The organism is Phytomonospora endophytica (assembly GCF_014202425.1).
Taxonomy (GTDB): domain Bacteria; phylum Actinomycetota; class Actinomycetes; order Mycobacteriales; family Micromonosporaceae; genus Phytomonospora; species Phytomonospora endophytica.
Map to the genome: position 1 here is coordinate 121,206 of NZ_JACHGT010000010.1, position 22,211 is coordinate 143,416.

Here is a 22,211-nt window from a genome sequence, read left to right on the forward strand (position 1 = left end):
GGGCCGTTCAGGCCGCGGCTCACACGCCGTACATGGGCATGACGTGCCCGGCCGGCCGCTCATCGGCGCCGACGGGCTCGCTCACCTGCCCGTCGACGGTGCACCGGTACCAGTCCCCGTCACGGTCGACCACCGTCGCGTCGAGCGCGACCCACGTGACCACGTCGGTCTCACCGCCGCAGTTGTCGCGGATCGGCCACTGCTCGTGATTCGGGGTGTCGGTCAGATCGAGGAAGGCGCCGCCACCGAGCGCGATCCAGCTCCCGTCGGGCGACACGGACTCCCACGGGCGCCCCTCCTGCCAGCAGGAGTAGCTGACCTGCGCGGAGTCCATCGCGTCGGCGAGGCGCAGCATCTGGCAGTCCTCGCCGTTCTCACCGCCGGCGGTCGTGAGCAGATGTCCGTCGGCGTTGACGCCCAGGGCACGGCCCCGGTACTCGCCGATCCAGCTCGTCGGAGCCGCTCCGGCCGGGTCCCAGTTCGTCCAGATGTAGCGGTCCTTGTCGATTCCGGCGACGATGACCTCCTCACCGGCCCAGGCCAGCGGTGCGGCCGCGTCCAGATCGAGGTCGAGCGAACCGCCCGGGGTGACGGTGCCGCCTTCGGTGAACGCCGCCGTCTTGATCGTCGCGCGGTCCGGGGTGAGCCAGGCGATACGGCGACCGTCGCGGGAGATGATGTAGTCCGTGATCATTCCCTCGGCGATGAGCGCGCTCTCCCCGTTCGGGTAGAGGACCCGTATCTCGGTGCCGGAGTGGATGATCCAGCCGAAGGGGAGCTTCCCACCGTCGGACCAGGCCGTGCCGGTGGAGGGCAGCTTCACCGTCGCACCACCCGATGTGTGGATCAGTCCCATGTCGCCGTCAAGGACGTCGACGCCGAGGGAGCCGAAGGTCCCAGGAAGCGGGGGAGTGGTCACGGTGACCGAGACCGAAGGGCTCGGGACCGCCGCCGGGGCGGGCGCACCGGTCCCGCCGAGGCCCGCGTAGGCCACCGACGCCAGCCCGGCGACGGCGGCGACAACGGGTACGACGGTCAGCCGGCTCAGCCGCCGGCGCCGGTCGGCACCCCGCATCGCGTCCTCGGCATCGAAGTAGAAGAGGGCATCGGCGGCGGTGCCCGCCAGGTCTTCGCGCAATCGGCTCACAGGACCGGCTCCATCAGGTTCGCTCTGTCAGGCAGGATCTTCCGCAGATTCGCCAGGGCGTTGGACGACTGGCGCTTGACCGTCCCGACCGTCACCCCGAGGGTCACCGCGGTGTCGCGTTCGGACAGGTCCTCGAAGTAGCGCAGGACGATCACGGCCCGCTGCCTCGGCGGCAGGCCCGCCAGCGCGGCCCGCATGGCGAGCCGGTCGGCGACCGGTCCCGTCTCATCTTCGGCGAGGGGCGCGGGCGGTACGGCCATCGTGTGCTCGTGCCGGCCGCGCCTGCGCCACCAGGAGAGATGGTGGTTCACCATGACCTTGCGGACGTAGGCCTCGGGATTGCCGTCCTTGACCCGATTCCAGTGCCGCGCGGTCTTGACGAGGGCCTCCTGCGCGAGATCCTGGGCCGCGGCGTGATCGCCGCACAGCAGGAACGCGGTACGCGACAGCGCGGCGCCCCTGGCCGCGACGAACTCGCGTAGCCCTTCGTATCGGTCCATGGGTCCTCCTTCCCTCCCCTAACCCGGCGGGGCGGCGGAAAGTTGACCGGCGTGGGAAAAAAAATCCTGCCGCGCAGCGGATCTAGCCGATCCGCCGGCCGGCAAATCGCTCGACGACCCGGGCCGCCCTGGGCAGGATCGAGCCATGTCCTCCACTCCAGTCGACCGGATCCGGGTGCTGTGGCTGTACGGGCCGCCCGGCGTTGGCAAGACGACCGTCGCGTGGGAGATCCGCGCCAGGCTGGGAGAGCCGGCCGCCTTCGTCGACATCGACCAGCTCGGTATGTGCTACCCCGACCGGCCCGGCGATCCCGGCCGCCACCTGCTCAAGGCCGACGCGCTGGCCGCCGTGCTCCCCGGCTTCCGGCAGGCCGGCGCCCGCACCGTCGTGGTCTCCGGCGTGGTCGACCCGGGCACGGGAGTCCTCACCGAACGCCTCCCGGGCGCCGATGTGACGGTGTGCCGCCTGCGCGCCGACACCGACGAACTCACCCGCCGCTTCACCGGCAGGCGGGGCGCCGACCCCGGCCTGGTCGGCGAGGTGCTGCGCGACGCCGACGCGCACGAGACCGCCGGCCCCGCCGAGTCGTGCGTCGACACCACCGGCCTCACCCCGGGCGAGGTCGCCACGCGCGTCCTCGCAGGCATCGGGACCCGCCCACCGGAACACGGTGACCCGCCCGCCGTGCTTCCACCGGCCCGGCCCACCGGAGACGAACGGATCGTGTGGCTCTGCGGGCCCGTCGGCGCGGGGAAGTCCACCGCGGGCTTCCCCGTGTACCTCAAGGCGCTCGCCGCCGGGATGACCGCGGCCTACGTCGACGTCGACCAGATCGGTTTCGGCCCGGCGGTGCCCGGTGATCGGCGCGGACACCGGCTCAAGGCCGCCAACCTCGCCGCCCTGTGGCGCGTCTTCCGGGCGGCGGGCGCGCGGCGGCTCGTCGTGGTCGGCGGCATCGAGGACGCCACCGCCTTCAAGACCTACACCGAACGCCTGCCCGGAGACGCGATCACCCTCGCCCGGCTGCACGCCGGTCCCGCGACCCTCACCGAACGCATCGGCGACCGTGGCCGGGGCGGCGGCTGGGCGCAGCCGGGCGACCCGCTGTTCGGTGCCGGCGAAAGGTTCCTCCGCGACGCCGCCGAGAGCGCGGCCGAGGAGGCCGCGGCCCTCGAACGGGAAGGGATCGGCGACTTCCGCGTCGACACCGACGGCCTCACCGCCGCCGAGGTCGCCGAAGCCGTCGCCGTCCGGTCCGGCTGGCCGGGGTGACTCACATCCGGGGCCTCGCCACCGGCTGATCGGGCATCGCCACGGCGTAGGACTGGTCACGGCCCGTCGCCAGACGCGAGTACCGCAGCAGCTCCCGCGCGATGCCCGCGTTGCCCATCGCCCAGCCGTGGTGAGGTTCGAGATCACTCGGGGTCTCCCGGTGCTCGACGTTCGACCAGCGCACACCGTCGCCGTCGTCGATCGCGCGCGAGCAGAGGTCGGCGACCAGCACTTCGGCGAAGTCGCGGCCGTCGTTGTTCTCGACCGCGCGGTCGAGCGCCAGCGACAGGACACCGGCCGTACCGCAGCAGCGCCCGTTGTTGTCCCAGAAACCCGGATACAGCCGCTCGGGCAGACCCGAGTGGGTCAGCGTGCGCCAGCAGCGGTCGCCGTAGACCGTCCACGCCGGATCGCCGGTGGCCGAGGCGAGGAAGCGGAAGGCGTGCGCGTCGCCCGCCGGGCCGTGGCACCAGCCGTAGTTGTGGCGGGTGACCAGGTCGGGCCGCAGCTGGGGATCGGAGTGCGGGGCCAGGAAACCGTCCTCCCCGCCCTCATTGCGGGCCACGACGTCGGCGGCGCCGGCGAGCGCCAGCTCGATCAGGTCGGCGCGGTCGGCGGCCCGTCCGACGGCGGCGAGCGCGGCGGCGATACCGAGAGTGCCGTGCGAGTAGTGGTGGAAGCGCGGCTCCATGCCGGGACGCAGGGCCCAGCAGACGCCGAACGGGGTCTCCTCGGCATCGGCGAGGTAGGGCTCGACGGCCGCGACGGCGAGCTCGACGTCGTCGCCGTCGAGGGCGGCGAGGGCGATCCCGGCGTTGCCGAGGAGCAGGTCGTAGTACTCGCCCCACCGTGAGCCGTCGAAGGCGCCGCGAAGGAGATCCGGCACGCGGGCGGCCGCTATGGCGGCGTCCTTGTCGTCGAGGAGGTCGGCGACCGCGCGCAGCACGACGGCGGACCCGGCGATCCCGGTGTAGAGCGAGTACTCCTCGGTGTCGAGCCCGGCGGCGACGGTGCGGGCCGCGCGGACGGCGGCGTCGGCGTACTTGTCGAGGCCGAAGTGGCGATGGCCTTCGAGGAGCGCCAGGATGACGCCCGGTGTACCGCTGTACAGGGAGGTGTCGGCTTCGGATTCGGAGGGCTTCGTGGGCCATTCGAGTCCGGTGCCGTTGTCACGTGCGGTGTGCAGCAGCTGGTTCAGGGCCCCCGAACCGAGCGCCTCGGCTACGGCCGATCGCGTCAAGGTCATGTCCGGAGCGTGCCATATGGGGGCGACGGCCGCGTCGTCCGAAAGGTCGTGCGCGGGTGTGACATGGATCGGTTACCTTGCCGGGCATGGAGCGTTCCGGGGTGTACTGGCGGGGCCGGGTGACCGGGCGGAAACTGTTGCTCGGGGAGGGCGGCGGGCGGCACGGGAAGTGGTGCTTTCGCGCCGACGACAGGTCCTGGGCGCTGGTCTTCAAACGCGACTGCATCCGTGGGCTCAAAGGCGTTCTCGACGTACCGCTCACGCCGGAGTCCGCCTGGGTGCTCATCGCGTCGCATATGGACGGTCCCCTCCCGGCCCGGCTCGGGCCGTGCAACACCGCGCCCCTGACCGTGATGCGCCACCCCGAGTACGGCGACCTGCCTCATACGGCCGGTCCGGGCGCCGCGCTTCCGCCCGGCGCCGTCCGCGCGGACCCGAAGCGGCAGACCCCCGGGATGTGGCCCGTGCGGTACTTCTACGTCGACAGTGACCACACATGCGTCCAGTGCGGAACGGACTTCGTACTCGGTGCGGCCGAGCAGCGCTATTGGTACGAGGACGCCGGGCTCTCCTTCGACGTCCGGCCCGTCCGCTGCACCCGCTGCCGGAGGGAACGACGGGCCGTGAAACGTCTGCACGCGGCCGTCGCCGAGGCCCGCGCGGCCGTCGGCGACACACCCGTTGACGCCGCCGCCCGGCTCTCGCTGGCCGTCGCCCTGGTCCGCCTCAACGAGGACCGCGACGAAGGCGACCTCGGCGTGGCCGTCGCCGCGGCCCGCCGCGCCCTGGCCCTCGACACCACGACACACGGCGCGCACTACTGGCTGGCCCGCGCCCACGAGCTCGCGGGACGCGCCGGATCCGCCATGACCGCCTACGGCGAATTCCTCGCCGCGGCACAGGGCACGCGGGACCCGAGCAGGCGGCTACTCGACGACGCGGCACGGCGACGGGCGGCGCTGCGGACCGCGCGGGAGTGACGGCCGCCCGGGGCCGGACCCGTCGCGGTGAACGTCTTCGAAGGCGCGCAGATCCGCCGCACGTGTGCATTCGCGACAACGGCGTGGTCATCACTTCCACCCGCGTGCGCGGGAGCGCCGCGGCCTGGCGGGCACCGGCGTCCCGGCACCGGCCCGTCCCACTCCACCCGGTAACCCATACGTCGCCCGCTACGCCCTGTTCATCCGCTGTTCGACAACCTTCGATCTTTCGGGCACGTGTTCCCCTACACGGTCCGCGGGGGACCGCACTCTCGAACGGGGAAAGCGCGATGAGAACAGCCGTGACAAGAGGGAGCCGGGTCCTGGCCATGGCCGGGGCGCTGATGGTGGCCGTCGGCGCGGGCGCACCCGCGTTCGCCGATCCGAGCACCGAACCCTCGGCGCCGGCCGAGGTGTCGGCCGACCTGTCGGTCGAGGTGGCCGCCACGGAGGCGTCGATCGACGGCGGGACGAAACCGGTGCGGGTCACCGTCCGCAACGACGGGCCCGACACGGTGAGTGGTGCCTGGGTCGAGGTAGTCATCGATGACCACCCCGACCCCGGAGTGAGCCTCGACCCCGTTCCGGAACTCGGTTCGCGCTGCGAGATCGCCGAGCGCGCAGACGATCCCGGCAACCCCCGCACGATCGGCTGCGCGCTCGGCGAGTTGCGGGCGGGTGCGGTGAACCACGACATCGTGCTGGAGTTCCGGCACGAAGGAGTGGCCGTCGGCGAGGCGGGCACCGGGACGGCGACGGTCCGTTCGCCCTCCGATCCGAATCCGGCCAACGACAGCGATCCCTTCACCCTCACCGTCACCGGCCCGGGCGTCGACCTCGCCATCCGGGGGCCGGGCGAGGTGACGGTCGCACCCGGGACCACCGGCGCCTTCTCCGGCGAGGATTTCCTCGTCGTGACCAACGAAGGAGGTGCCGCGGTCGACGGATTCACCCTTTCGCTGACCCTGCCGCGGTACGCCTCCTTCGTGCCGGAGTACGAGAACTGCTCCTACACGTCGGACGGTCGCGGCATGACCTGCGACCACTCCGGCACCGACCTGCCGGCCGACGCGCGCGCGACGCTCTTCCCGGGCGGCGCACCGCTCCATGTCAAGGTCGCCTCGGACGCGCCCGGCGACGTCGGTCTCGGCCGCGCCGAAGCGAGCGTGGCGTCCCCGGGCGCACATGCACGCAAGGGAAAGACGGGACACGGTGGCGGTGTCGTCCGGCCGTCCATCGTGGACGCGAGTGCCTCGGGCGACCAGGGGCCCGGCGACAACTCCGTCGACTTCGCCGTCTTCACCGGCGGCGACCCGGCCGACCTCGCCGTCACCGTTGTCGAACCCGTCATCGACGGCACCGACGGGGAGACCTTCGAGATCCCGGTGACGGTGGAGAACAAGGGTCCCGGCGCGGTCGGCGCCTTCACGGTCACCATGACCTCCTCGCACGAGTCCTACCTGGAGAAGTCCTCGGTCCCGTGCCGGAACACCGGTGACACCAACGACTTCATCTGCGACGTCGACGAGGTCCTCGCCGCCGGGGAGAAAACCACGCTGACCTTCACTCTTACCTACGGCAAGAGCCCGGGCGGCAGCTGGCCCGGGCGCATGGGCGACGTGGCCGTGTCGGGCGGGCCCTCGGACCCGGATCTGTCGAACAACACAGTGGACGGTCCCTTGTACTCCCTCAACGGAAGCACCGGCGGTGGCGGCGGTCTGCCCGTGACGGGCGCCTCGCTCGGCCTCGCCGGCGTCGCGGCGCTCGCGCTGCTCGCGACCGGCGGCGGGCTGGTCCTGCTCGCCCGGCGGCGCGAGGCTTCCCGGGCGGCCGCCACGGATCCGTTCTAGGGCAAAGAAAATGCCGCTCACCGGTCCCCATCCGGTACCGGTGAGCGGCTCGGCGCGGTCCTCGCGCGGACCCGCCTTTCCTGTCAGTCCTCAGGCGGGGATGGTCGCCTCGCCGCGTCGCACGGCATAAGGGTCGATCCCCATGTCACGAAGTCCGGCGTCGGCGGCCCTCCGCGGTGAGCACGGCCATTCCTCGCGACATCCTTCACGGCACACCCGGTACGGCGCGATGACCTGGTCGTGCGCGTCCCAGGCCGCCCACATGTCTCTGAGCTCGTCGGCGTTCACGATGCGACCCTTTCGGCACGGTGCCGCGCGGAGTCGCGCAGCTTCTGGGCGGCCATCTGATGCGGCCCGCATGGAAACGCACGCCCACAGTCGACGCACATCCCCGTACCGACCTGTTCGCCGTCATCCTCGGCGGGGTGGAGCCTTTCGATGTGGGCGTCGTGGATGGTCTGCCAGGCGATCACGAGTGCGGCCATGTCAGATCTCTTTCCGTGAACCGGAGACGCCCACCGCGTCCCGAGTGGACGAAACAGAGTGACCGAGACCTCGCGGCAGTGGGGCGGCACACTCGGCCCGCGATTCCACCAATCCGAACCGGCGAGTGTCCCACCAGACACGCCGCCCCACTCCTACGAGGCCACCACCCCGAGCCGACATTCCGACTCCCCACTCTCGACAGTCGATATGGAGGGACGGCCCCCGAACGGTCCGGGGGAGGGTCAGCGAACGAAGACCGTCCCTATGCCTGGCCCTCGGTCCACCGTCCACAGACGACGGTCCGAGCACTGATGCGCGAGAGCGTCCGGAAGCCCCGCCGCGCGATCTCCACCTACGGTGCCGGTGCATGTGTACGTTATCACATTCATCGTCCGATGCATCGGACCGTCGCATCTGCACGTGCATTTGGCCGTGCATTCGGGTGTGCGACCGCGTAAGGTGTTCCAGCGAGACCGCCCGTCGGCGACGGCAACCGTTCTGCCGCCCCGATGGATGTGCGGTCTCGCCAGGAATCTCGTCCCCTGTGGACGGGTGGGAAAAGGAGATCCTCATGGACCAGGCACCCAACGGCATTCCTGCAGGGCAGTTGCCCTCCACTGTGGTCTGGCAGAAGAGCCGCCGATCCAACCCCAGCGGCAACTGCGTGGAAATGGCGGCGCTCCCCGACGGCGCGATCGCGGTACGTAACTCCCGGGATCCACAGGGTCCGGCCCTCGTCTATACGATGGACGAGATCATCGCCTTCGTTGAGGGCGCACGGGACGGCGATTTCGATAACCTGATCGGATAGCACTCGCTGCGAAGACGGCACCGGGACGACCGGAGACTGTCGCACACCCGACTCCCCGGTCGTCCCGGCTACGCTGTTATCAAGCCGGGGGTGTGAACCCTCGTGCACTGCTCGTGCACCAGTCGTTCAAGTGAAGGCCATGTTGTAGCGAACGGTTCGGAGGTGGGAGTCGTGACAGCACCTTCAACCGGGTCCGGGGCGACCGGACCCACCGCACTGCGGATGCTCCTCGGTGGACACCTGCGCAGGCTCCGTGAGGCCGAAGGCATCTCACGCGCCGACGCCGGCTGGGAGATCCGCTCGTCCGAGTCGAAGATCAGCCGACTCGAACTCGGCCGCGTCAGCTTCAAGGAACGCGACGTCGACGACCTGCTCACCCTGTACGGCGTCGACGACCCCGAGGAGCGGGCCCGCCTGCTCGCGCTCGCCCGCGAGGCGAACGCGCCCGGCTGGTGGCACCGCTTCGGTGACGTGCTGCCCAGCTGGTTCCAGTCCTACATGGGACTGGAGGCGACCGCCTCGCTGATCCGTACCTATGAGGTCCAGTTCGTTCCGGGCCTCCTGCAGACCCGCGCCTACGCCGAGGCCGTCGTCATGCTCGGCCACGACCTGGCCGGGCGCCGCGACGTCGAGCGCCGCGTCGATCTGCGCATGGACCGCCAGAACGTGCTGCACCGTCCCGACGCGCCCCGGCTGTGGACGGTTCTCGACGAGTCGGCGCTGCGCCGCCCGCTCGGCGGCCGCGACGTGATGCGCGGCCAGCTGGAGGCGCTCATCAAGTACAGCCAGTACCCGAACGTGATCCTGCAGATCATCCCCTTCGAAGCGGGCGGGCACGCCGCGGCCGGTGGCGCGTTCACCATGCTGCGTTTCGCCGACCCCGAACTGCCCGACGTCATCTACCTCGAACAGCTCACGAGCGCGCTCTACCTCGACAAGCGCGACGACGTCGACCAGTACATCGCCGCGATGGAGCGCCTCTCGGTGCAGGCCGAAGTGCCCGGCCGGACGGCGACGATCATCGACGGCATCATCGACGAGCTGTACTCCTAGGCGCGTCGATCGGTGGTCCGGCCCGACCGCCACTGATCGCGATGCCTCCCGTGCACGAGTGAAGACGGCGGCCTACCAGGCGAGTTCGTCCAGATGGTGGTGGCCGGACAGCAGCCGAACGACGCGGGTTCGCGTCGCGTCGCGCTGGTCGTCGGGCAGGGGCGGGTGTGCATACAGTGCGAGCTCTCTCTGCATGTCGTAGAAGAGCAGCCGATCACGCAGGCGCTCGCGCTCGAACAGTTCCGGGTAGACGCCGTGCAGCCATCCGGGGACCTCGGCGAGGGTGGTCTCGTCGAGCCCTCGTTCGCCGGGTACCGGTGGGTACTCGCGCGCCTTTGCGCACCAGCGCAGGATGGTGTCGAGTTCGACGTCCGCCGGTTGGGCCGAGGCCTCGGCGAAGTCGATGAGGCCGGTGACGCGTCCCCGGTCGACCATCACGTTGGCGCCGTGCAGATCACCGTGGACGAGGGCGGGTTCGTCGTCGGCGAACAGCGGCAGCCGCTCCCGGATCCAATCGGCGACGTCGGCGAGCAGGCGCGTGTCCGGGTCGGGCAGTCGACGGGCGGCCTCGACCGGCCCGAGCGCGGCGCTCAGCACGGGCGGGTGGAACGCTTGCCGTGGCTTCCCGGCGAGCGCGTCGGCGAGCCACGGGGGCAGGAGACCGGCCGGGACGCGAACCCGGTGCAGGGCGCGCAACGCGGCGCCGAGGCTTTCGATGATGGCCCTGCGCGTGGGCGGGTCGGCCGTCGGCCAGGTTTCGTGCAAGGTTCGGCCGGGCAGGCGTTCGGAGACGTACCACGGCCCGTCGGGGCCGTCGCCGTGGGCGATGTGCCGGGCGTGTGGGACCTCGCTGCCGGCGAGCAGGGCGACGACCGTGGCGTCGTGGCGGTACGCGTCGGGGAACTGACCGTTGCTCAGCCGTACGACGTGTTCGTCGCCGACCCACGCGCGGCTGACCCAGCTGGCCTTGGGCAGAAAGCGCCCGGTCGACGGCAGGCCGGCGGCGGCGAGGGTCCTCAGCAGCGCCGGATCGGCGGTCGGCTCGTCAACGGGCGGTGTCGATTGAGCGCACACCCACGGAGTCTCGCACGTGTTGATCCACCGACCGTCCCCGGTCGGGCGACGGTGCTTCGGCGGAGCCCTCCGCGGCGCGGGTGACGAGCGTGGACGGCGAACCGGCGTGCGGCCCTCGCGGGCGGCACGCCGGTCCGTTACGTCGGTGACCCTAGGGCTTCCTGGCGATGCCCGCCATCATGATCCGCTGCCACGGCTCCAGCCGCTCGGGCGCGGTGAGGTCGGCGTCGAGGTCCTCGGGGAACCAGCGCGCGACGAAGTCGAGGCCGGGAGGCTCCAGCTCCAGCCCGAGGAAGTGCTGCTTGATGCGCTCGGGGGTGCGGATCCAGCCGTTGCCGAGGCTTTCCAGCCCGGCCTGCTCGATTGCCTTCTGCAGCGGTTCGCCGGTGTCGACGAAGTCGGTCATGAACAGGTAACTGCCGGGGACGAGCGCGTCCCACAGCGTGCGCACCCACTCGTCGGGCTGCTCGTCGTCGTGGAAGTGCATGTGCAGGCCGACGACCATCAGCGCGATCGGGCGGTCGAAGTCGAGCATGTTCCGAACGTCGGGGTGGTCGAGGATCTCCTGCGGGCGGCGCAGGTCGGCGGTGACCACGGTGGTGGAGTCGTTGGTGGCCAGCAGTGCCCGGCCGTGCGCGAGCACGATCGGGTCGTTGTCCACATAGACCACCTTGGCCGCCGGGTTGATCTCCTGCGCGGCCTCGTGGGTGTTCTTCACCGTCGGCAGTCCGCTGCCGATGTCGAGGAACTGGTCGATGCGGGCCTTGCGGGCGAGGTACTGCACGCCCTTGACGAGACCGTCGCGGTTGTCCTGCGCGACGCGGCCGGCGTCGGGAACGTACTTGAGGTAGGTCTGGGCCCCCAGCCGATCGGCTTCGAAGTTGTCCTTGCCGCCGAGCAGCGCGTCGTAGACCCGCGCGATGGTCGGCTGGGAGATGTCGAAAGCGGGCTTGGTCGAACCGGCGCTCGAAGTCGCCCCATCGGTCGTGGTCATGGCGAAACCTTCGGGTTAGGGAGCAGTGACTGCGCATATCGTACGACTACTCATGTCCCGGGAAGCAACCGTATACGCGCTTGTGTCCGGTGGGCCGGAGTTGATCTAGATGATGCCCGGGCGTCCCACCAAGGGAAGGCGGCCCCGCGCGCCACTGACCACTGTGGACGATCATTTTCCCGGCCGCCGCCGGTCCATGCTGGACGGACGGCCGTCGCCCGCCAAAGCCCCTGTGCGCGGCGGCATCCCCGTTTCGCTGAGTTGGAGGCGACCATGCCGCGAGCCGACGCCTACGCCGGGCACGAACGGAGCCCCGGCGAGGAGACCGGGCCTTTCCCCGGCCCCGTCACGACCACCGAAGAAGAATGGAGCCGGACTAGTCGAACGGGGGAGTTCGACCACGTCGTCATCGGCTCCGGCTTCTGCGCGCTGGCCTTCGCCGAGCGTGTGCTGCGAGCGCGGCCGGACGCGCGGATCCTCATGCTGGAGCGCGGAGAACCCTTCCTGCCCGACCATTTCCAGAACCTCGCACTGCCGTTCGGCGAGACCCTGCGCGGGATCACCGAACTGCGGCCCTGGCGAGTGGCGACCCGTCCCGGAGCCACGATCCGCGAACAGCGCGGCATGATGCCCGTCCTCGGCGGGCGCTCGGTCATGTGGAGCGCGTGGTGCCCCGAGCCGACACCCGCCGAGATGCGCGACTGGCCGCCCGCGGTCATCGACGCCGTCCACGCGTACGGTCCCGCGGCGAAGGCACTGCTCGACGTTCGCGACGCCGACACCCTGCCCGCCGACAGCCCCTACGGTCCGCTCCAACTGCGCCTCGGACGGCTGCTCGCCGAAGCGGTCGCCGAGACCGGCCCCGGGCGCCGGATCCCTTCAGCCACACGGGTCACCGCCGCGCCGCTGGCGGCCGGACCCGACGGCGAGGCCTTCGCCAAGTTCGCGACACCGCGAAGGCTGCGGGCCCTGGAGACGGAGACGCGCGGGCGGCTGCGACTGGTGACCGGTTGCGTGGTCTCGCGGATCCTGACCCGCGACGGCCGGGCGGTCGCCCTGGAGACGAGCCGCGGCCGCGTGGAACTCGGCCGTGCCGGCGTCGTCTTGGCGATGGGCACGCTTCCAGCGACGACGCTGGTCTTGAACTCCTTCCCCGAAGTGGCGGCGGCCGGGCGTCGCTTCACCGCTCACTTCACCAGTGAGGTCGTGGCGCGGATCCCTTGTGGAGCACTGTTCGCCGAAGGCGAGCTGCGGTCGCTGGAGCTGGGCGCCTTCTACCTGGCCGGTGTCGATGAGGAGACCGGCAACCAGTACCACGTGCAGCTCACGGCGATCCACGACGCCTCACCCGGCGACAACGACGACCGCTCCGGCAGGCACATGCCCGACGTGGTCGCCTCAGCCACCCCCGAACAGCTCGCGGACTCGGCCGAACACGTCGTACTCGTCGCCGCGATCGTCGGCGAGATGGACGAGAAGAACCCCGCCAACACCGTCACCCTCGACCCGGAAAACACCGACCCGACCACGAACGTTTTGCTCGGCCTCGGCGAGAACGACACCGACCGCAAGGTCTGGCACACCATGGAACAGGCCACGTTCGCCGCCATCGAACAGGTTCTGTCCGGTGAAGACGCGACCGCGGTGGAGTACTGGCACGCCGACGGCGCCTGGCGCGGGCGGCGCCCGGCCGACATTCGCAGTCCCGCACTGGTCCACGAGGGTTCGACACTGTGGATCGGCGAGTCCGGCAGCCCCGTCACGCTCGACTACCGCCTGCGCGGCATCGCGAACGTCCACGTCACCGGCGGCGCGCTGTGGCCGACCGCCGGTTCGTGGAACCCGACCCTGACGATGGTCGCGCTGGCCCAGGACCTCGCCGACCGGCTCCGCGCGGAGTCCACCGTGGACGGTCCGTGACGTGTGTCAGGCATCCCCCGTCGAGGCGAATCCCGTCTGGTAGGCCACGACCACGGCCTGCACCCGGTCGCGCAACCCGAGCTTGCCGAGGATGCGCGCCACGTGGGTCTTCACCGTCGCCTCCGACAGGTGCAGCGCGGCGGCCAGCTCGGCGTTGCTCATTCCCTTGGCCAGCAGGCGAAGCACATCGAGCTCGCGCGGGGTCAGGGTGGACAGGTCGCGGTGGACGGCCGAGGTCTCGGCGTCGCGGCGGGCGAAACGCTCGACCAGACGGCGGGTGATGGTCGGCGCGAGCAGCGCGTCACCGGCCCGGACGAGCCGCACGGCGGCCACGAGCTGCTCGGGCGTGACGTCCTTGAGCAGGAAGCCGCTGGCCCCGGCGGCGAGCGCGGCATAGACGTAGTGGTCGAGGTCGAAGGTGGTGAGCATGATGACGCGAGGTTCGTGCCCGCCCGCGCCGAGGATCCGGCGAGTCGCTTCGAGCCCGTCCATGTTCGGCATCCGGATGTCCATGAGCACGACGTCGGGCAGGGTGCGCCGGACCGCCTCGACGGCTTCGGTGCCGTCGGCGGCCTCGGCGACGACCTCGATCCCGTCGGCGGACAGGATCATCCGGAAACCGGTCCGGACGAGGGCCTGGTCGTCGGCGACGACGATGCGCAAGGGATCGGTCACACGGGCTCCAAGGGAATGCGGGCGGTGACGCGGTAACCGCCGGACGGCGGCGCTCCGGCCTCCAGCGTCCCACCGTAGACGGCGAGCCGTTCGCGCAGTCCGATGAGTCCGCGGCCGTTGCCGTCGGCGGCCGAAGGTGCGGGGGTACCGCCGGTGTCGGTGACCTCGACGAGCAGTTCGGTGGTCCGGTGGGAGACCACCACGGTGATGGACGCGCCGACGGCGTGCTTCACGGCGTTGGTCAGCGCCTCCTGGACGACGCGGTAGGCGGCGAGGTCGACGCCCGAGGGCAGTTCGCGCGGCTCCCCGTCGTTGATGGACTCGACGGTCACGCCGGTGTCACGGACACCGGCGATCAGCTCGTCGAGTCGCGCCAGACCCGGCTGTGGACTGAGCTCGCCGTCGGTGTCGGCGTCGGTGGTGAGCAGCCCCATGACGTGCCGCAGCTCGGTCATCGCCGCCCGCCCGCCGGCCTCGACGGCCAGCAGGGCCTCGCGCGCCTGGTCGGGGGAGTTGTCCATGACCTTTCGCGCCGCACCGGCCTGGATGACCATCATGCTCACGTTGTGGGTCACGACGTCGTGCAGTTCGCGGGCGATGCGGGAACGCTCGTGCTCGGTGGCGCGCCGGACGGCCTCGGTGCGTTCCCGTTCGAGCGTCACCACACGTGCGTTTCCGTCCTCGGTGCGCTGCTTCCACATGCGCAGACCGTTGGCCGCGATGGTGATGGGCACGATGACCAGCAGCGGCACGTACTCGTTGGGGACGGTCGGCAGGGACGAGCCGGTGAGGGAGCCCGCGGCGAGGTACATGACGGGCAGGCTCAGCAGGGTCGCCAGACGGTGCGGGCTGTACGCGGCGGCGCTGTAGGCGGCGATCACGCAGGCGTAGAAGGTCAGGCGCGGCGCCGACTCGGGGGTGACGGCGGCCGCGGCGATCACCACCCACATCACCGCCAGGGGGAAGCGGCGGCGCACGGCCAGGGGGAGCGTCGCGATGAGCGCGATGAGCACGGCGGCGATGGTGCTCCTGGTGTCGTGCGCGGGCAGGTCGTAGACCCATCCGGGTTCGACGTCGGCCGGCTCCGGAGGCTCGGGTGGTTCCGGAGGTTCCGGCGGCAGGGGACCCGCGGGGCCGTCCGGGTCGAAGCCCGTCTCCGGTTCAGGCCGGCCGCCGTCCTGGCGACCGTCGATGTCGCCTTCGAGCGCGTAGACCATCACCGTGACCAGCACGACGGCCGCGAGGGTCACGTCGAAGGCCCAGTTGAGCACCGACGGGCGCGGCAGCGGCCCCGACGTGCGGGTCAAGGGCAGCGCCCACCGCGGCCAGCGCACCGCCGTCAGCAGGTTCTTCACCTGATCATCCTGACGACCCGCTCCCCGGGCCGCATCGGCCGGGCGGGCTAAGGACCCCCGCGCGGCGACTACGCCGAAATGATGACCCCTCGCCCGTTCGCTCCGGCGGGCTACCGGAAATGCCCCGCCATGCCGACGCGCGCGGCCCGCGCGCGGCCATAACTTCACCCGGTCAGCACGACCCGATGAAGGAGAACCCCATGACCAGCCCGGTTATCGAGCTGCGCGACGTCGGCCGCGCCTACGACGAGGGGCCGCCCGCCCTGAGCGGGGCCTCCCTGACCGTCCGGGCGGGGGAGGCGGTGGCGATCCTCGGGCCCTCGGGCAGCGGCAAGTCAACGCTGCTGAACCTCATCGCCGGACTCGACCGGCCCGACTCGGGCACCGTCACCGTCAACGGGACCCGCGTCGACCGCCTCGGCGAGGCCGGAGCCGCGCGATACCGCCGCGCATCGGTCGGCATGGTCTTCCAGTTCTTCAACCTCCTGGAGGACCTGACCGTCGCCGACAACATCGTCCTGCCCTCGCAGCTCGCCGGGATGGGCCGCGCCGCGGCCCGCCGCCGGACCGCCGAACTCCTGGAGACCCTCGGCATCGACCGCCACGCCAACGCCTACCCCGGCCGCCTCTCCGGCGGCCAGCGCCAGCGCGTCGCCGTCGCCCGCGCGCTGATGAACCGTCCGCCGCTGCTGCTCGCCGACGAGCCGACCGGTGCGCTCGACCGCGCCTCCGGCGAGGACGTCGCGCGGCTCCTGCGCGACCTCAACGCCGACGGCCAGACCGTCGTCGTGGTCACCCACGACCTCGAACTGGCCAAGGCGTGCACGTCCCGCACCGTCGAACTGGTCGACGGGCACATCGTGACCGACACGGCGGTCTCCCGGTGAGCGCCGTCGGACGCGTGATGCGCGCCGGCGCGGCCCGCCGCCGCGTGCAGACGACCGTCATCGTGCTCGCGGCGATGATGGCGGTGACCGCCTCGGTCCTCGGCGGCGGACTCCTCGTGGTGTCCAGCGCGCCCTTCGACGACGCCTTCGCCGAACAGAACGGCGCCCACCTCACGGCGACCGTCAACGCCGCTCCCGGCGCCGTCGCCGCCTCGGCGAACGCGGCCGGTGTGACCGCGACCGCCGGGCCGTTCCCGCTGGTCACCGTCGTCCCCGAGGCCGGCGGTGAGCGCACCATGCCGTTCACCTTCGCCGGCCGGGACACCCCCGACGCCGAGGTCGACGCCATCTCCGTCGTCGACGGAGAGTGGGCCGACGAACCCGGCGAGGTCACCCTCGCCGCCGGAGAGGGCGGCACGTCCGTGCCGCCCGGCGCGACGATGTCCTTCCCCTCACTGCCCGGCAGCCCGGTGCTGAAGGTCGTCGGCTTCGCCCGCTCGGTCTCCCTGACCGCCGATGGCTGGGTGACCGCCGCGCAGGCCGCGGCGCTGGCGCCCTCGGGCACGCCCGAGAGCCACCAGATGCTCTACCGCTTCGACTCGGCCGGCACCGCCGCGGCCATGGAGACCGCGACGGCGGCCGTCGCGGCGAGCCTGCCCGCCGACTCCCTCGCCGGCTCGCGCTCCTGGCTCGACGTGCGCAACGCCGCCGAACGCGCCACGGCCGTCTACGTCCCCTTCCTGATGGCATTCGGCGTCCTCGGACTGGTCATGTCGGTCCTCATCGTCGGCAACGTCGTCGCCGGGTCGGTCGGCTCGGGCACCCGCCGCATCGGCGTCCTCAAGGCCATCGGCTTCACCCCCGGCCAGGTCGTGCGCGCCTACGTCGGCCAGGCCCTCATCCCCGCCGTCGCCGGAACCGTCCTCGGAGTGATCATCGGCCACGTCCTCGCCGTGCCGATCCTGGCCGAGACCAGCGACGCCTACGGCACCGGCACCCTCGGCATCCCGCCGTGGATCGACATCGCGGTCGTCGGCGGCATCCTCGCGCTGGTCGCGGTCACCGCCCTCGCCGCGGCCCTGCGCGCCGGACGGCTGCGCACGGTCGACGCGCTCGCCGTCGGCCGCACGCCACCGACCGGACGCGGCCAGGCCGCCGCACGCGTCACCGCCCGGCTACCTCTGCCGCGCGCGGTGACCCTCGGGCTTGCCCGGCCGTTCGCGCGCCCGGTGCGCACCGTCGCGATGCTCGCCGCCATCGTCTTCGGCGCGATCGCCGTGACCTTCGCCGTCGGCCTGTCCACCTCGCTCGACGCGATCCTCACCGCCCGCGACCACGACATCGCCGACGTGCTCGTCCGTCCCGCGCCGCCCGAACTCGGCCCGAACGGCATGCCCGACGGTCCGCCGCCCAGCCTGCCCGACGACACCTCGGCGATCACCGCCGCGATCGAGGCGCAGCCGGGCGCCAAGGCGCACTACGTCGTCCACAACGCCCCGGCGGCCGTCGCCGGGACCACCGGCACCACCGAACTGGTCGCGTTCACCGGGGACGCGAGCTGGGGCGGCTACACGCTGCTCAACGGTGACTGGATCGGTGGACCGGGCGAGGCCGTCGTACCCACCGGGTTCATGAAGACCACCGGCACCGCGATCGGCGACACGGTCACCCTCACCGTCGACGGCGAGCGGATCTCGCTGCGCGTCGTCGGCGAGATCTTCGACCTCAAGAACGACGGCATGAAGGTCTACACCGACGCCGCCGGACTCACCGCGCCGATGAAGAACTCGCTGATCGCCGTGGACCTCGAACCCGGCACCGACCCCGCCGCCTACGCCGAAGGGCTCAGCCGGGCGCTGGAGCCGCTCGGCGCGAACGCCGAACCCTTCCGGGAGGGCAGCAGCGACATGATCACCGTCCTCAACTCGCTGACCGCCGCCCTCACCCTCCTGCTCGTCGCCGTCGCCGGGCTCGGCGTCCTCAACGGCGTCCTCCTCGACACCCGCGAACGCGTCCGCGACATCGGCGTCCAGAAGGCGCTCGGCATGACCCCCGGCCAGACCATCGGCGGCGTGCTCGCCTCGGTGACCCTCATCGGAGTCATCGGCGGCGTCCTGGGCGTACCCGCCGGGATGGCCCTGCACGACGCGGTCGTCCCCGCGATGGGCGACTCCACCGGGATCCGCCTGCCGCGGGTCGCGCTGGAGGTCTTCGACACACCGACGGCCTTCGCGCTCGGCCTCGGCGGGCTCGTCATCGCCGTCGCCGGAGCCCTGCTCCCGGGCCTGTGGGCCGCGCGCACCCGCACCGCCGTCGCACTGCGCACCGAATGACCACCTGCGGCGCGCGCCACCCGGCGCGCGCCGCCACCGGCCCGTTCGCGTCCCCGCCCGCCTCGCGGATAGACTCGGCGCGCGAGGCGATGACGGGGACACGTACCGTCGCACGCAGCCGATAGAGACCCGGGGACGGTGGAAGCCCGGGGGCGTGCGCGACGGGGCATCACCCCCGAGCCGTCGGAGGAAAGGCCCGTCCGGCCGAGTAGAACCGACCGCACCTTCAACGAGAGGGCCGCGCACCCGAGGCGGCCAAGAAGGGTGGTACCGCGGGGCGCGAGCCTCGTCCCTTCGTCCGATGCGAACGATCAGACGGAGGCACCATGTACCGCCCCATCTCGGCCCGGGTCGACCTGCCTGAACTCGAACACGAAGTCCTCGACCTCTGGCGCGAGCGGCGCACCTTCGACAAGAGCCTCGAACAGTCCCAAGGCCGCCCCGAATGGGTCTTCTACGAAGGACCCCCCACCGCCAACGGCATGCCCGGCGCCCACCACATCGAGGCCCGCGTCTTCAAGGACGTCTTTCCCCGGTACAAGACCATGAAGGGCTACCACGTCGCCCGCAAGGCCGGCTGGGACTGCCACGGACTCCCCGTCGAACTCGCCGTGGAGAAGGAACTCGGCTTCACCGGCAAGCAGGACATCGAGCGCTACGGCATCGCCGAGTTCAACGCCAAATGCCGCGAATCGGTCACCCGGCACACCGACGCCTTCACCCGCCTCACCGAGCGCATGGGCTACTGGGTCGACATGGACAGCGCATACCGCACCATGGACAGCTCCTACATCGAGTCCGTGTGGTGGTCGCTGAAGCAGATCTTCGACAAGGGCCTGCTCGTCTCCGACTTCCGCGTCGCCCCCTGGTGCCCCCGCGACGAGACCGGCCTGTCCGACCACGAACTCGCCCAGGGCTACGAGACGGTCGTCGACCCCTCGGTCTTCGTCCGCTTCCCGCTGACCTCCGGGCCCCTCGCCGACAACGCGGCACTCCTGGTCTGGACGACGACGCCGTGGACGCTGGTGTCCAACGTCGCCGTCGCCGCCCACCCCGACGTCACCTACGTCGTCGCCACCAACGGCGAGGAACGCCTCGTCGTCGCCGAACCGCTCCTGGCCAAGGCCCTCGGCGAGGAGTGGACCGCGACCGGCGAGTCCTTCACCGGCAAGGAGATGGAGCGCTGGAACTACCGGCGCCCCCTCGACCTCATCGACGTCGCCGACGCCAACTTCGTCGTCAACGCCGGCTACGTCACCACCGAGGACGGAACCGGCCTCGTGCACCAGGCGCCCGCCTTCGGCGCCGACGACCTCACGACCTGCCGCGCCTACGGCCTGCCCATGGTCAACCCGGTCCGCCCCGACGGGACCTTCGCGCCCGAGGTGCCGCTCGTCGGCGGCGTGTTCTTCAAAGACGCCGACGCGACCCTCGTCGACGAACTGCGCTCCCGCGGGCTGCTGTTCCGGCACACGCCCTACGAGCACTCCTACCCGCACTGCTGGCGCTGCCACACCGCGCTCATCTACTACGCCCAGCCGTCCTGGTACATCCGCACCACCGAGGTCAAGGACGCCCTGCTGCGCGAGAACGAGCGCACCAACTGGCACCCCGAGACCGTCAAACACGGCCGCTACGGCGACTGGCTCAACAACAACATCGACTGGGCCCTGTCCCGCAGCCGCTACTGGGGCACGCCACTGCCGATCTGGCGCTGCGAGGACGGGCACCTGACCTGCGTCGGCTCCCTCACCGAACTCGGTGAGCACGCCGGACGCGACCTGTCGCAACTCGACCCGCACCGCCCCTACATCGACGACGTGACCTTCGCCTGCCGGTGCGGGAAGACGGCCACGCGCGTCCCCGAGGTCATCGACGCCTGGTACGACTCCGGGGCCATGCCCTTCGCCCAGTACGGCTACCCGCACCAGAACACCGAACTGTTCGCCGAGCGCTACCCGGCGCAGTTCATCTCCGAGGCCATCGACCAGACCCGCGGCTGGTTCTACACGCTCATGGCCATCGGCACGCTCGTCTTCGACAAGTCCTCCTATGAGAACGTCGTCTGCCTCGGCCACATCCTCGCCGAGGACGGCCGCAAGATGTCCAAGCACCTCGGCAACATCATCGAGCCGATCGCGCTGATGGAGCAGCACGGCGCCGACGCCGTCCGCTGGTTCATGGCCGCGGTGGGTTCGCCGTGGTCGGCACGGCGGGTCGGGCACACCGCCATCCAGGAGGTCGTGCGCAAGAACCTGCTGACCTACTGGAACACCGTCGCCTTCCAGTCCCTCTACGCGCGCACCGCCGGCTGGTCGCCGTCGGCCGCCGACCCGGCGCCGGCCGAGCGCCCGGTCCTCGACCGCTGGCTGCTCTCCGAGCTCAACATCCTGGTCGGCGAGGTCGACGAGGCCCTGGCCGGCTTCGACACCCAGCGCGCGGGGAAGCTCCTGTCGGACTTCATCGACGACCTGTCCAACTGGTACGTGCGACGCGGCCGCCGCCGCTTCTGGCGCGGTGACGCCGCCGCCCTGGCGACCCTGCACGAGACCATCACGACCGTCACGCGCCTCATGGCGCCGCTGACGCCGTTCGTCACCGAGCGCGTGTGGCAGGACCTCGTACTCCCCGTGACGCCCGGCGCGCCGGAGTCGGTGCACCTCACCGACTACCCCGTCGCCGACGACGCGCTCGTCGACCGCGACCTGTCCTCGCGCATGGCGCTCGTCCGCCGCCTGGTGGAACTCGGCCGCGCCGCCCGCGCCGACGCCTCGGTCAAGACCCGCCAGCCGCTGTCGCGCGTCCTCGTCTCGGCGCCCGGCACGGGCGAACTCGACACCGAACTGCTCGACCTGCTCGCCGACGAGCTCAACGTCGGCGGCGTCGAGGAACTCAACGCCGCCGGGGACTCGCTGGTCGACACCACCGCCAAGGCGAACTTCCGGACCCTCGGCAAGCGCTTCGGGAAGGCCGTCCAGCAGGTCGCCAAGGCCATCGCGGCCGCCGACGCCGCCGCGCTCAGCGCCTCGCTGAAGCAGTCGGGCGAGGCGACGGTCCTCGTCGACGGCGAGCCGGTGACGGTCGGTGCCGACGACGTGTTCGTCACCGAGACGCCCCAGGAGGGCTGGGCCGTCGCGGGCGACGCCGGTGCCACCGTCGCGCTCGACCTGCACATCACGCCGGAACTGCGCCGCGCGGGCATCGCCCGCGAGGTGATCCGGCAGGTGCAGGAGGCCCGAAAGTCCAGCGGCCTGGAGGTGACCGACCGGATCGTGCTGCGCTACGCCTCGGCCGCCGCCGAGACCACCGCCGCGGTGGAGGAGCACTCCGCGCTCATCGCCGACGAGGTCCTCGCCACCGAACTGGCCGCCGGTGAGCCCGGCGACGCCGAGACCCACGGCGACGAGACGCTGGGGCTGACCTTCTGGCTGGCGAAGGCGTGAGACACGGGGACGGGCGCGGCCGTCACGGCCGCCCCCGTCCCACCGCTCAGGTGACCTCGCCGCCGCCGTCGAAGACGACGCCGGAGCGCAGCACGCCGAACCAGTACTAGAACGGCTGGGCAGGGCGATGGTCGTTCGGATGGACGCCGGTCGTGCCGTGAGCAGCTCCGGTGCCGGGTGCGGC

At 71.5% G+C, this 22,211-nt stretch carries 18 protein-coding genes; 9 read left to right on the plus strand and 9 right to left on the minus strand.

Annotated elements, in window-relative coordinates:
* Nucleotides 1–19: 19 nt before the first annotated feature.
* Both HNR73_RS22985 and HNR73_RS22990 read right to left on the minus strand, forming a co-directional pair.
* Nucleotides 20–1,147 carry a hypothetical protein gene (locus HNR73_RS22985; RefSeq protein WP_184789661.1) on the minus strand — a complete coding sequence of 376 codons (1,128 nt, stop codon included), beginning with the start codon at nucleotides 1,145–1,147 and terminating at the stop codon, nucleotides 20–22.
* Nucleotides 1,144–1,647, minus strand: coding sequence for a SigE family RNA polymerase sigma factor (locus HNR73_RS22990; RefSeq protein WP_184789662.1), 504 nt, complete (start codon nucleotides 1,645–1,647; stop codon nucleotides 1,144–1,146). The genes HNR73_RS22985 and HNR73_RS22990 overlap by 4 nt, the downstream gene beginning before the upstream one ends.
* A 145-nt stretch (nucleotides 1,648–1,792) precedes the next feature.
* On the opposite strand from HNR73_RS22990, the gene HNR73_RS22995 reads away from it, so the two are divergent.
* Nucleotides 1,793–2,920, plus strand: coding sequence for an ATP-binding protein (locus HNR73_RS22995; protein WP_184789663.1), 1,128 nt, complete (start codon nucleotides 1,793–1,795; stop codon nucleotides 2,918–2,920).
* 1 nt (nucleotide 2,921) lies between these two features.
* On the opposite strand, the gene HNR73_RS23000 is transcribed toward HNR73_RS22995, so the two are convergent.
* Complete coding sequence (locus tag HNR73_RS23000; RefSeq protein WP_184789664.1) at nucleotides 2,922–4,166, minus strand: lanthionine synthetase LanC family protein; 1,245 nt, start codon at nucleotides 4,164–4,166, stop codon at nucleotides 2,922–2,924.
* 86 nt (nucleotides 4,167–4,252) lie between these two features.
* On the opposite strand from HNR73_RS23000, the gene HNR73_RS23005 reads away from it, so the two are divergent.
* Both HNR73_RS23005 and HNR73_RS23010 read left to right on the plus strand, forming a co-directional pair.
* Nucleotides 4,253–5,146, plus strand: coding sequence for a zinc-ribbon domain containing protein (locus tag HNR73_RS23005; protein ID WP_184789665.1), 894 nt, complete (start codon nucleotides 4,253–4,255; stop codon nucleotides 5,144–5,146).
* Between the two features lie 302 nt (nucleotides 5,147–5,448).
* On the plus strand, nucleotides 5,449–6,996 hold the full coding sequence (locus HNR73_RS23010) for a CARDB domain-containing protein (RefSeq protein ID WP_184789666.1): 1,548 nt from the start codon (nucleotides 5,449–5,451) through the stop codon (nucleotides 6,994–6,996).
* 90 nt (nucleotides 6,997–7,086) lie between these two features.
* Here HNR73_RS23010 and HNR73_RS23015 read toward each other — a convergent pair whose 3' ends face one another.
* On the minus strand, nucleotides 7,087–7,284 hold the full coding sequence (locus HNR73_RS23015) for a hypothetical protein (protein ID WP_184789667.1): 198 nt from the start codon (nucleotides 7,282–7,284) through the stop codon (nucleotides 7,087–7,089).
* A complete protein-coding gene (locus HNR73_RS23020; RefSeq protein WP_184789668.1) occupies nucleotides 7,281–7,481 on the minus strand; it encodes a hypothetical protein in 201 nt (66 codons plus the stop codon). Before HNR73_RS23020 ends, HNR73_RS23015 begins: the two co-directional genes overlap by 4 nt.
* Nucleotides 7,482–8,053: 572 nt before the next feature.
* Between HNR73_RS23020 and HNR73_RS23025 the strand changes: the two genes are divergently transcribed.
* Both HNR73_RS23025 and HNR73_RS23030 read left to right on the plus strand, forming a co-directional pair.
* Nucleotides 8,054–8,293 carry a DUF397 domain-containing protein gene (locus HNR73_RS23025; protein WP_184789669.1) on the plus strand — a complete coding sequence of 80 codons (240 nt, stop codon included), beginning with the start codon at nucleotides 8,054–8,056 and terminating at the stop codon, nucleotides 8,291–8,293.
* Nucleotides 8,294–8,455: 162 nt separating this feature from the next.
* Nucleotides 8,456–9,346, plus strand: coding sequence for a Sco1979 family transcriptional regulator (locus HNR73_RS23030; protein WP_505863336.1), 891 nt, complete (start codon nucleotides 8,456–8,458; stop codon nucleotides 9,344–9,346).
* Between the two features lie 72 nt (nucleotides 9,347–9,418).
* Here HNR73_RS23030 and HNR73_RS23035 read toward each other — a convergent pair whose 3' ends face one another.
* A complete protein-coding gene (locus HNR73_RS23035; protein ID WP_184789670.1) occupies nucleotides 9,419–10,420 on the minus strand; it encodes a phosphotransferase family protein in 1,002 nt (333 codons plus the stop codon).
* Nucleotides 10,421–10,571: 151 nt separating this feature from the next.
* Nucleotides 10,572–11,414: an SAM-dependent methyltransferase gene (locus tag HNR73_RS23040; RefSeq protein ID WP_184789671.1), complete on the minus strand. Its 843-nt coding sequence runs from the start codon at nucleotides 11,412–11,414 to the stop codon at nucleotides 10,572–10,574.
* Nucleotides 11,415–11,687: 273 nt separating this feature from the next.
* Between HNR73_RS23040 and HNR73_RS23045 the strand changes: the two genes are divergently transcribed.
* The gene (locus HNR73_RS23045; protein WP_184789672.1) at nucleotides 11,688–13,334 is read left to right on the plus strand and encodes a GMC oxidoreductase; all 1,647 of its coding nucleotides are present in this window, start codon (nucleotides 11,688–11,690) and stop codon (nucleotides 13,332–13,334) included.
* Between the two features lie 6 nt (nucleotides 13,335–13,340).
* Here the strand turns inward: HNR73_RS23045 and HNR73_RS23050 are convergent, their stop codons facing one another.
* Both HNR73_RS23050 and HNR73_RS23055 read right to left on the minus strand, forming a co-directional pair.
* Nucleotides 13,341–14,009, minus strand: coding sequence for a response regulator (locus HNR73_RS23050; protein ID WP_184789673.1), 669 nt, complete (start codon nucleotides 14,007–14,009; stop codon nucleotides 13,341–13,343).
* Entirely contained in the window at nucleotides 14,006–15,364 is a 1,359-nt protein-coding gene (locus tag HNR73_RS23055) for a sensor histidine kinase (protein ID WP_239122212.1), read from the minus strand. The genes HNR73_RS23050 and HNR73_RS23055 overlap by 4 nt, the downstream gene beginning before the upstream one ends.
* Before the next feature lie 200 nt (nucleotides 15,365–15,564).
* On the opposite strand from HNR73_RS23055, the gene HNR73_RS23060 reads away from it, so the two are divergent.
* The 3 genes from HNR73_RS23060 (at nucleotide 15,565) to ileS (ending at nucleotide 22,027) form a co-directional block, all read left to right on the plus strand.
* The gene (locus tag HNR73_RS23060) at nucleotides 15,565–16,251 is read left to right on the plus strand and encodes an ABC transporter ATP-binding protein (RefSeq protein ID WP_184789674.1); all 687 of its coding nucleotides are present in this window, start codon (nucleotides 15,565–15,567) and stop codon (nucleotides 16,249–16,251) included.
* Complete coding sequence (locus HNR73_RS23065; RefSeq protein ID WP_203686475.1) at nucleotides 16,248–18,584, plus strand: ABC transporter permease; 2,337 nt, start codon at nucleotides 16,248–16,250, stop codon at nucleotides 18,582–18,584. Before HNR73_RS23060 ends, HNR73_RS23065 begins: the two co-directional genes overlap by 4 nt.
* 326 nt (nucleotides 18,585–18,910) lie before the next feature.
* Nucleotides 18,911–22,027 carry an isoleucine--tRNA ligase gene (gene ileS, locus HNR73_RS23070; RefSeq protein WP_184789675.1) on the plus strand — a complete coding sequence of 1,039 codons (3,117 nt, stop codon included), beginning with the start codon at nucleotides 18,911–18,913 and terminating at the stop codon, nucleotides 22,025–22,027.
* The last annotated feature ends 184 nt before the right edge of the window (nucleotides 22,028–22,211 follow it).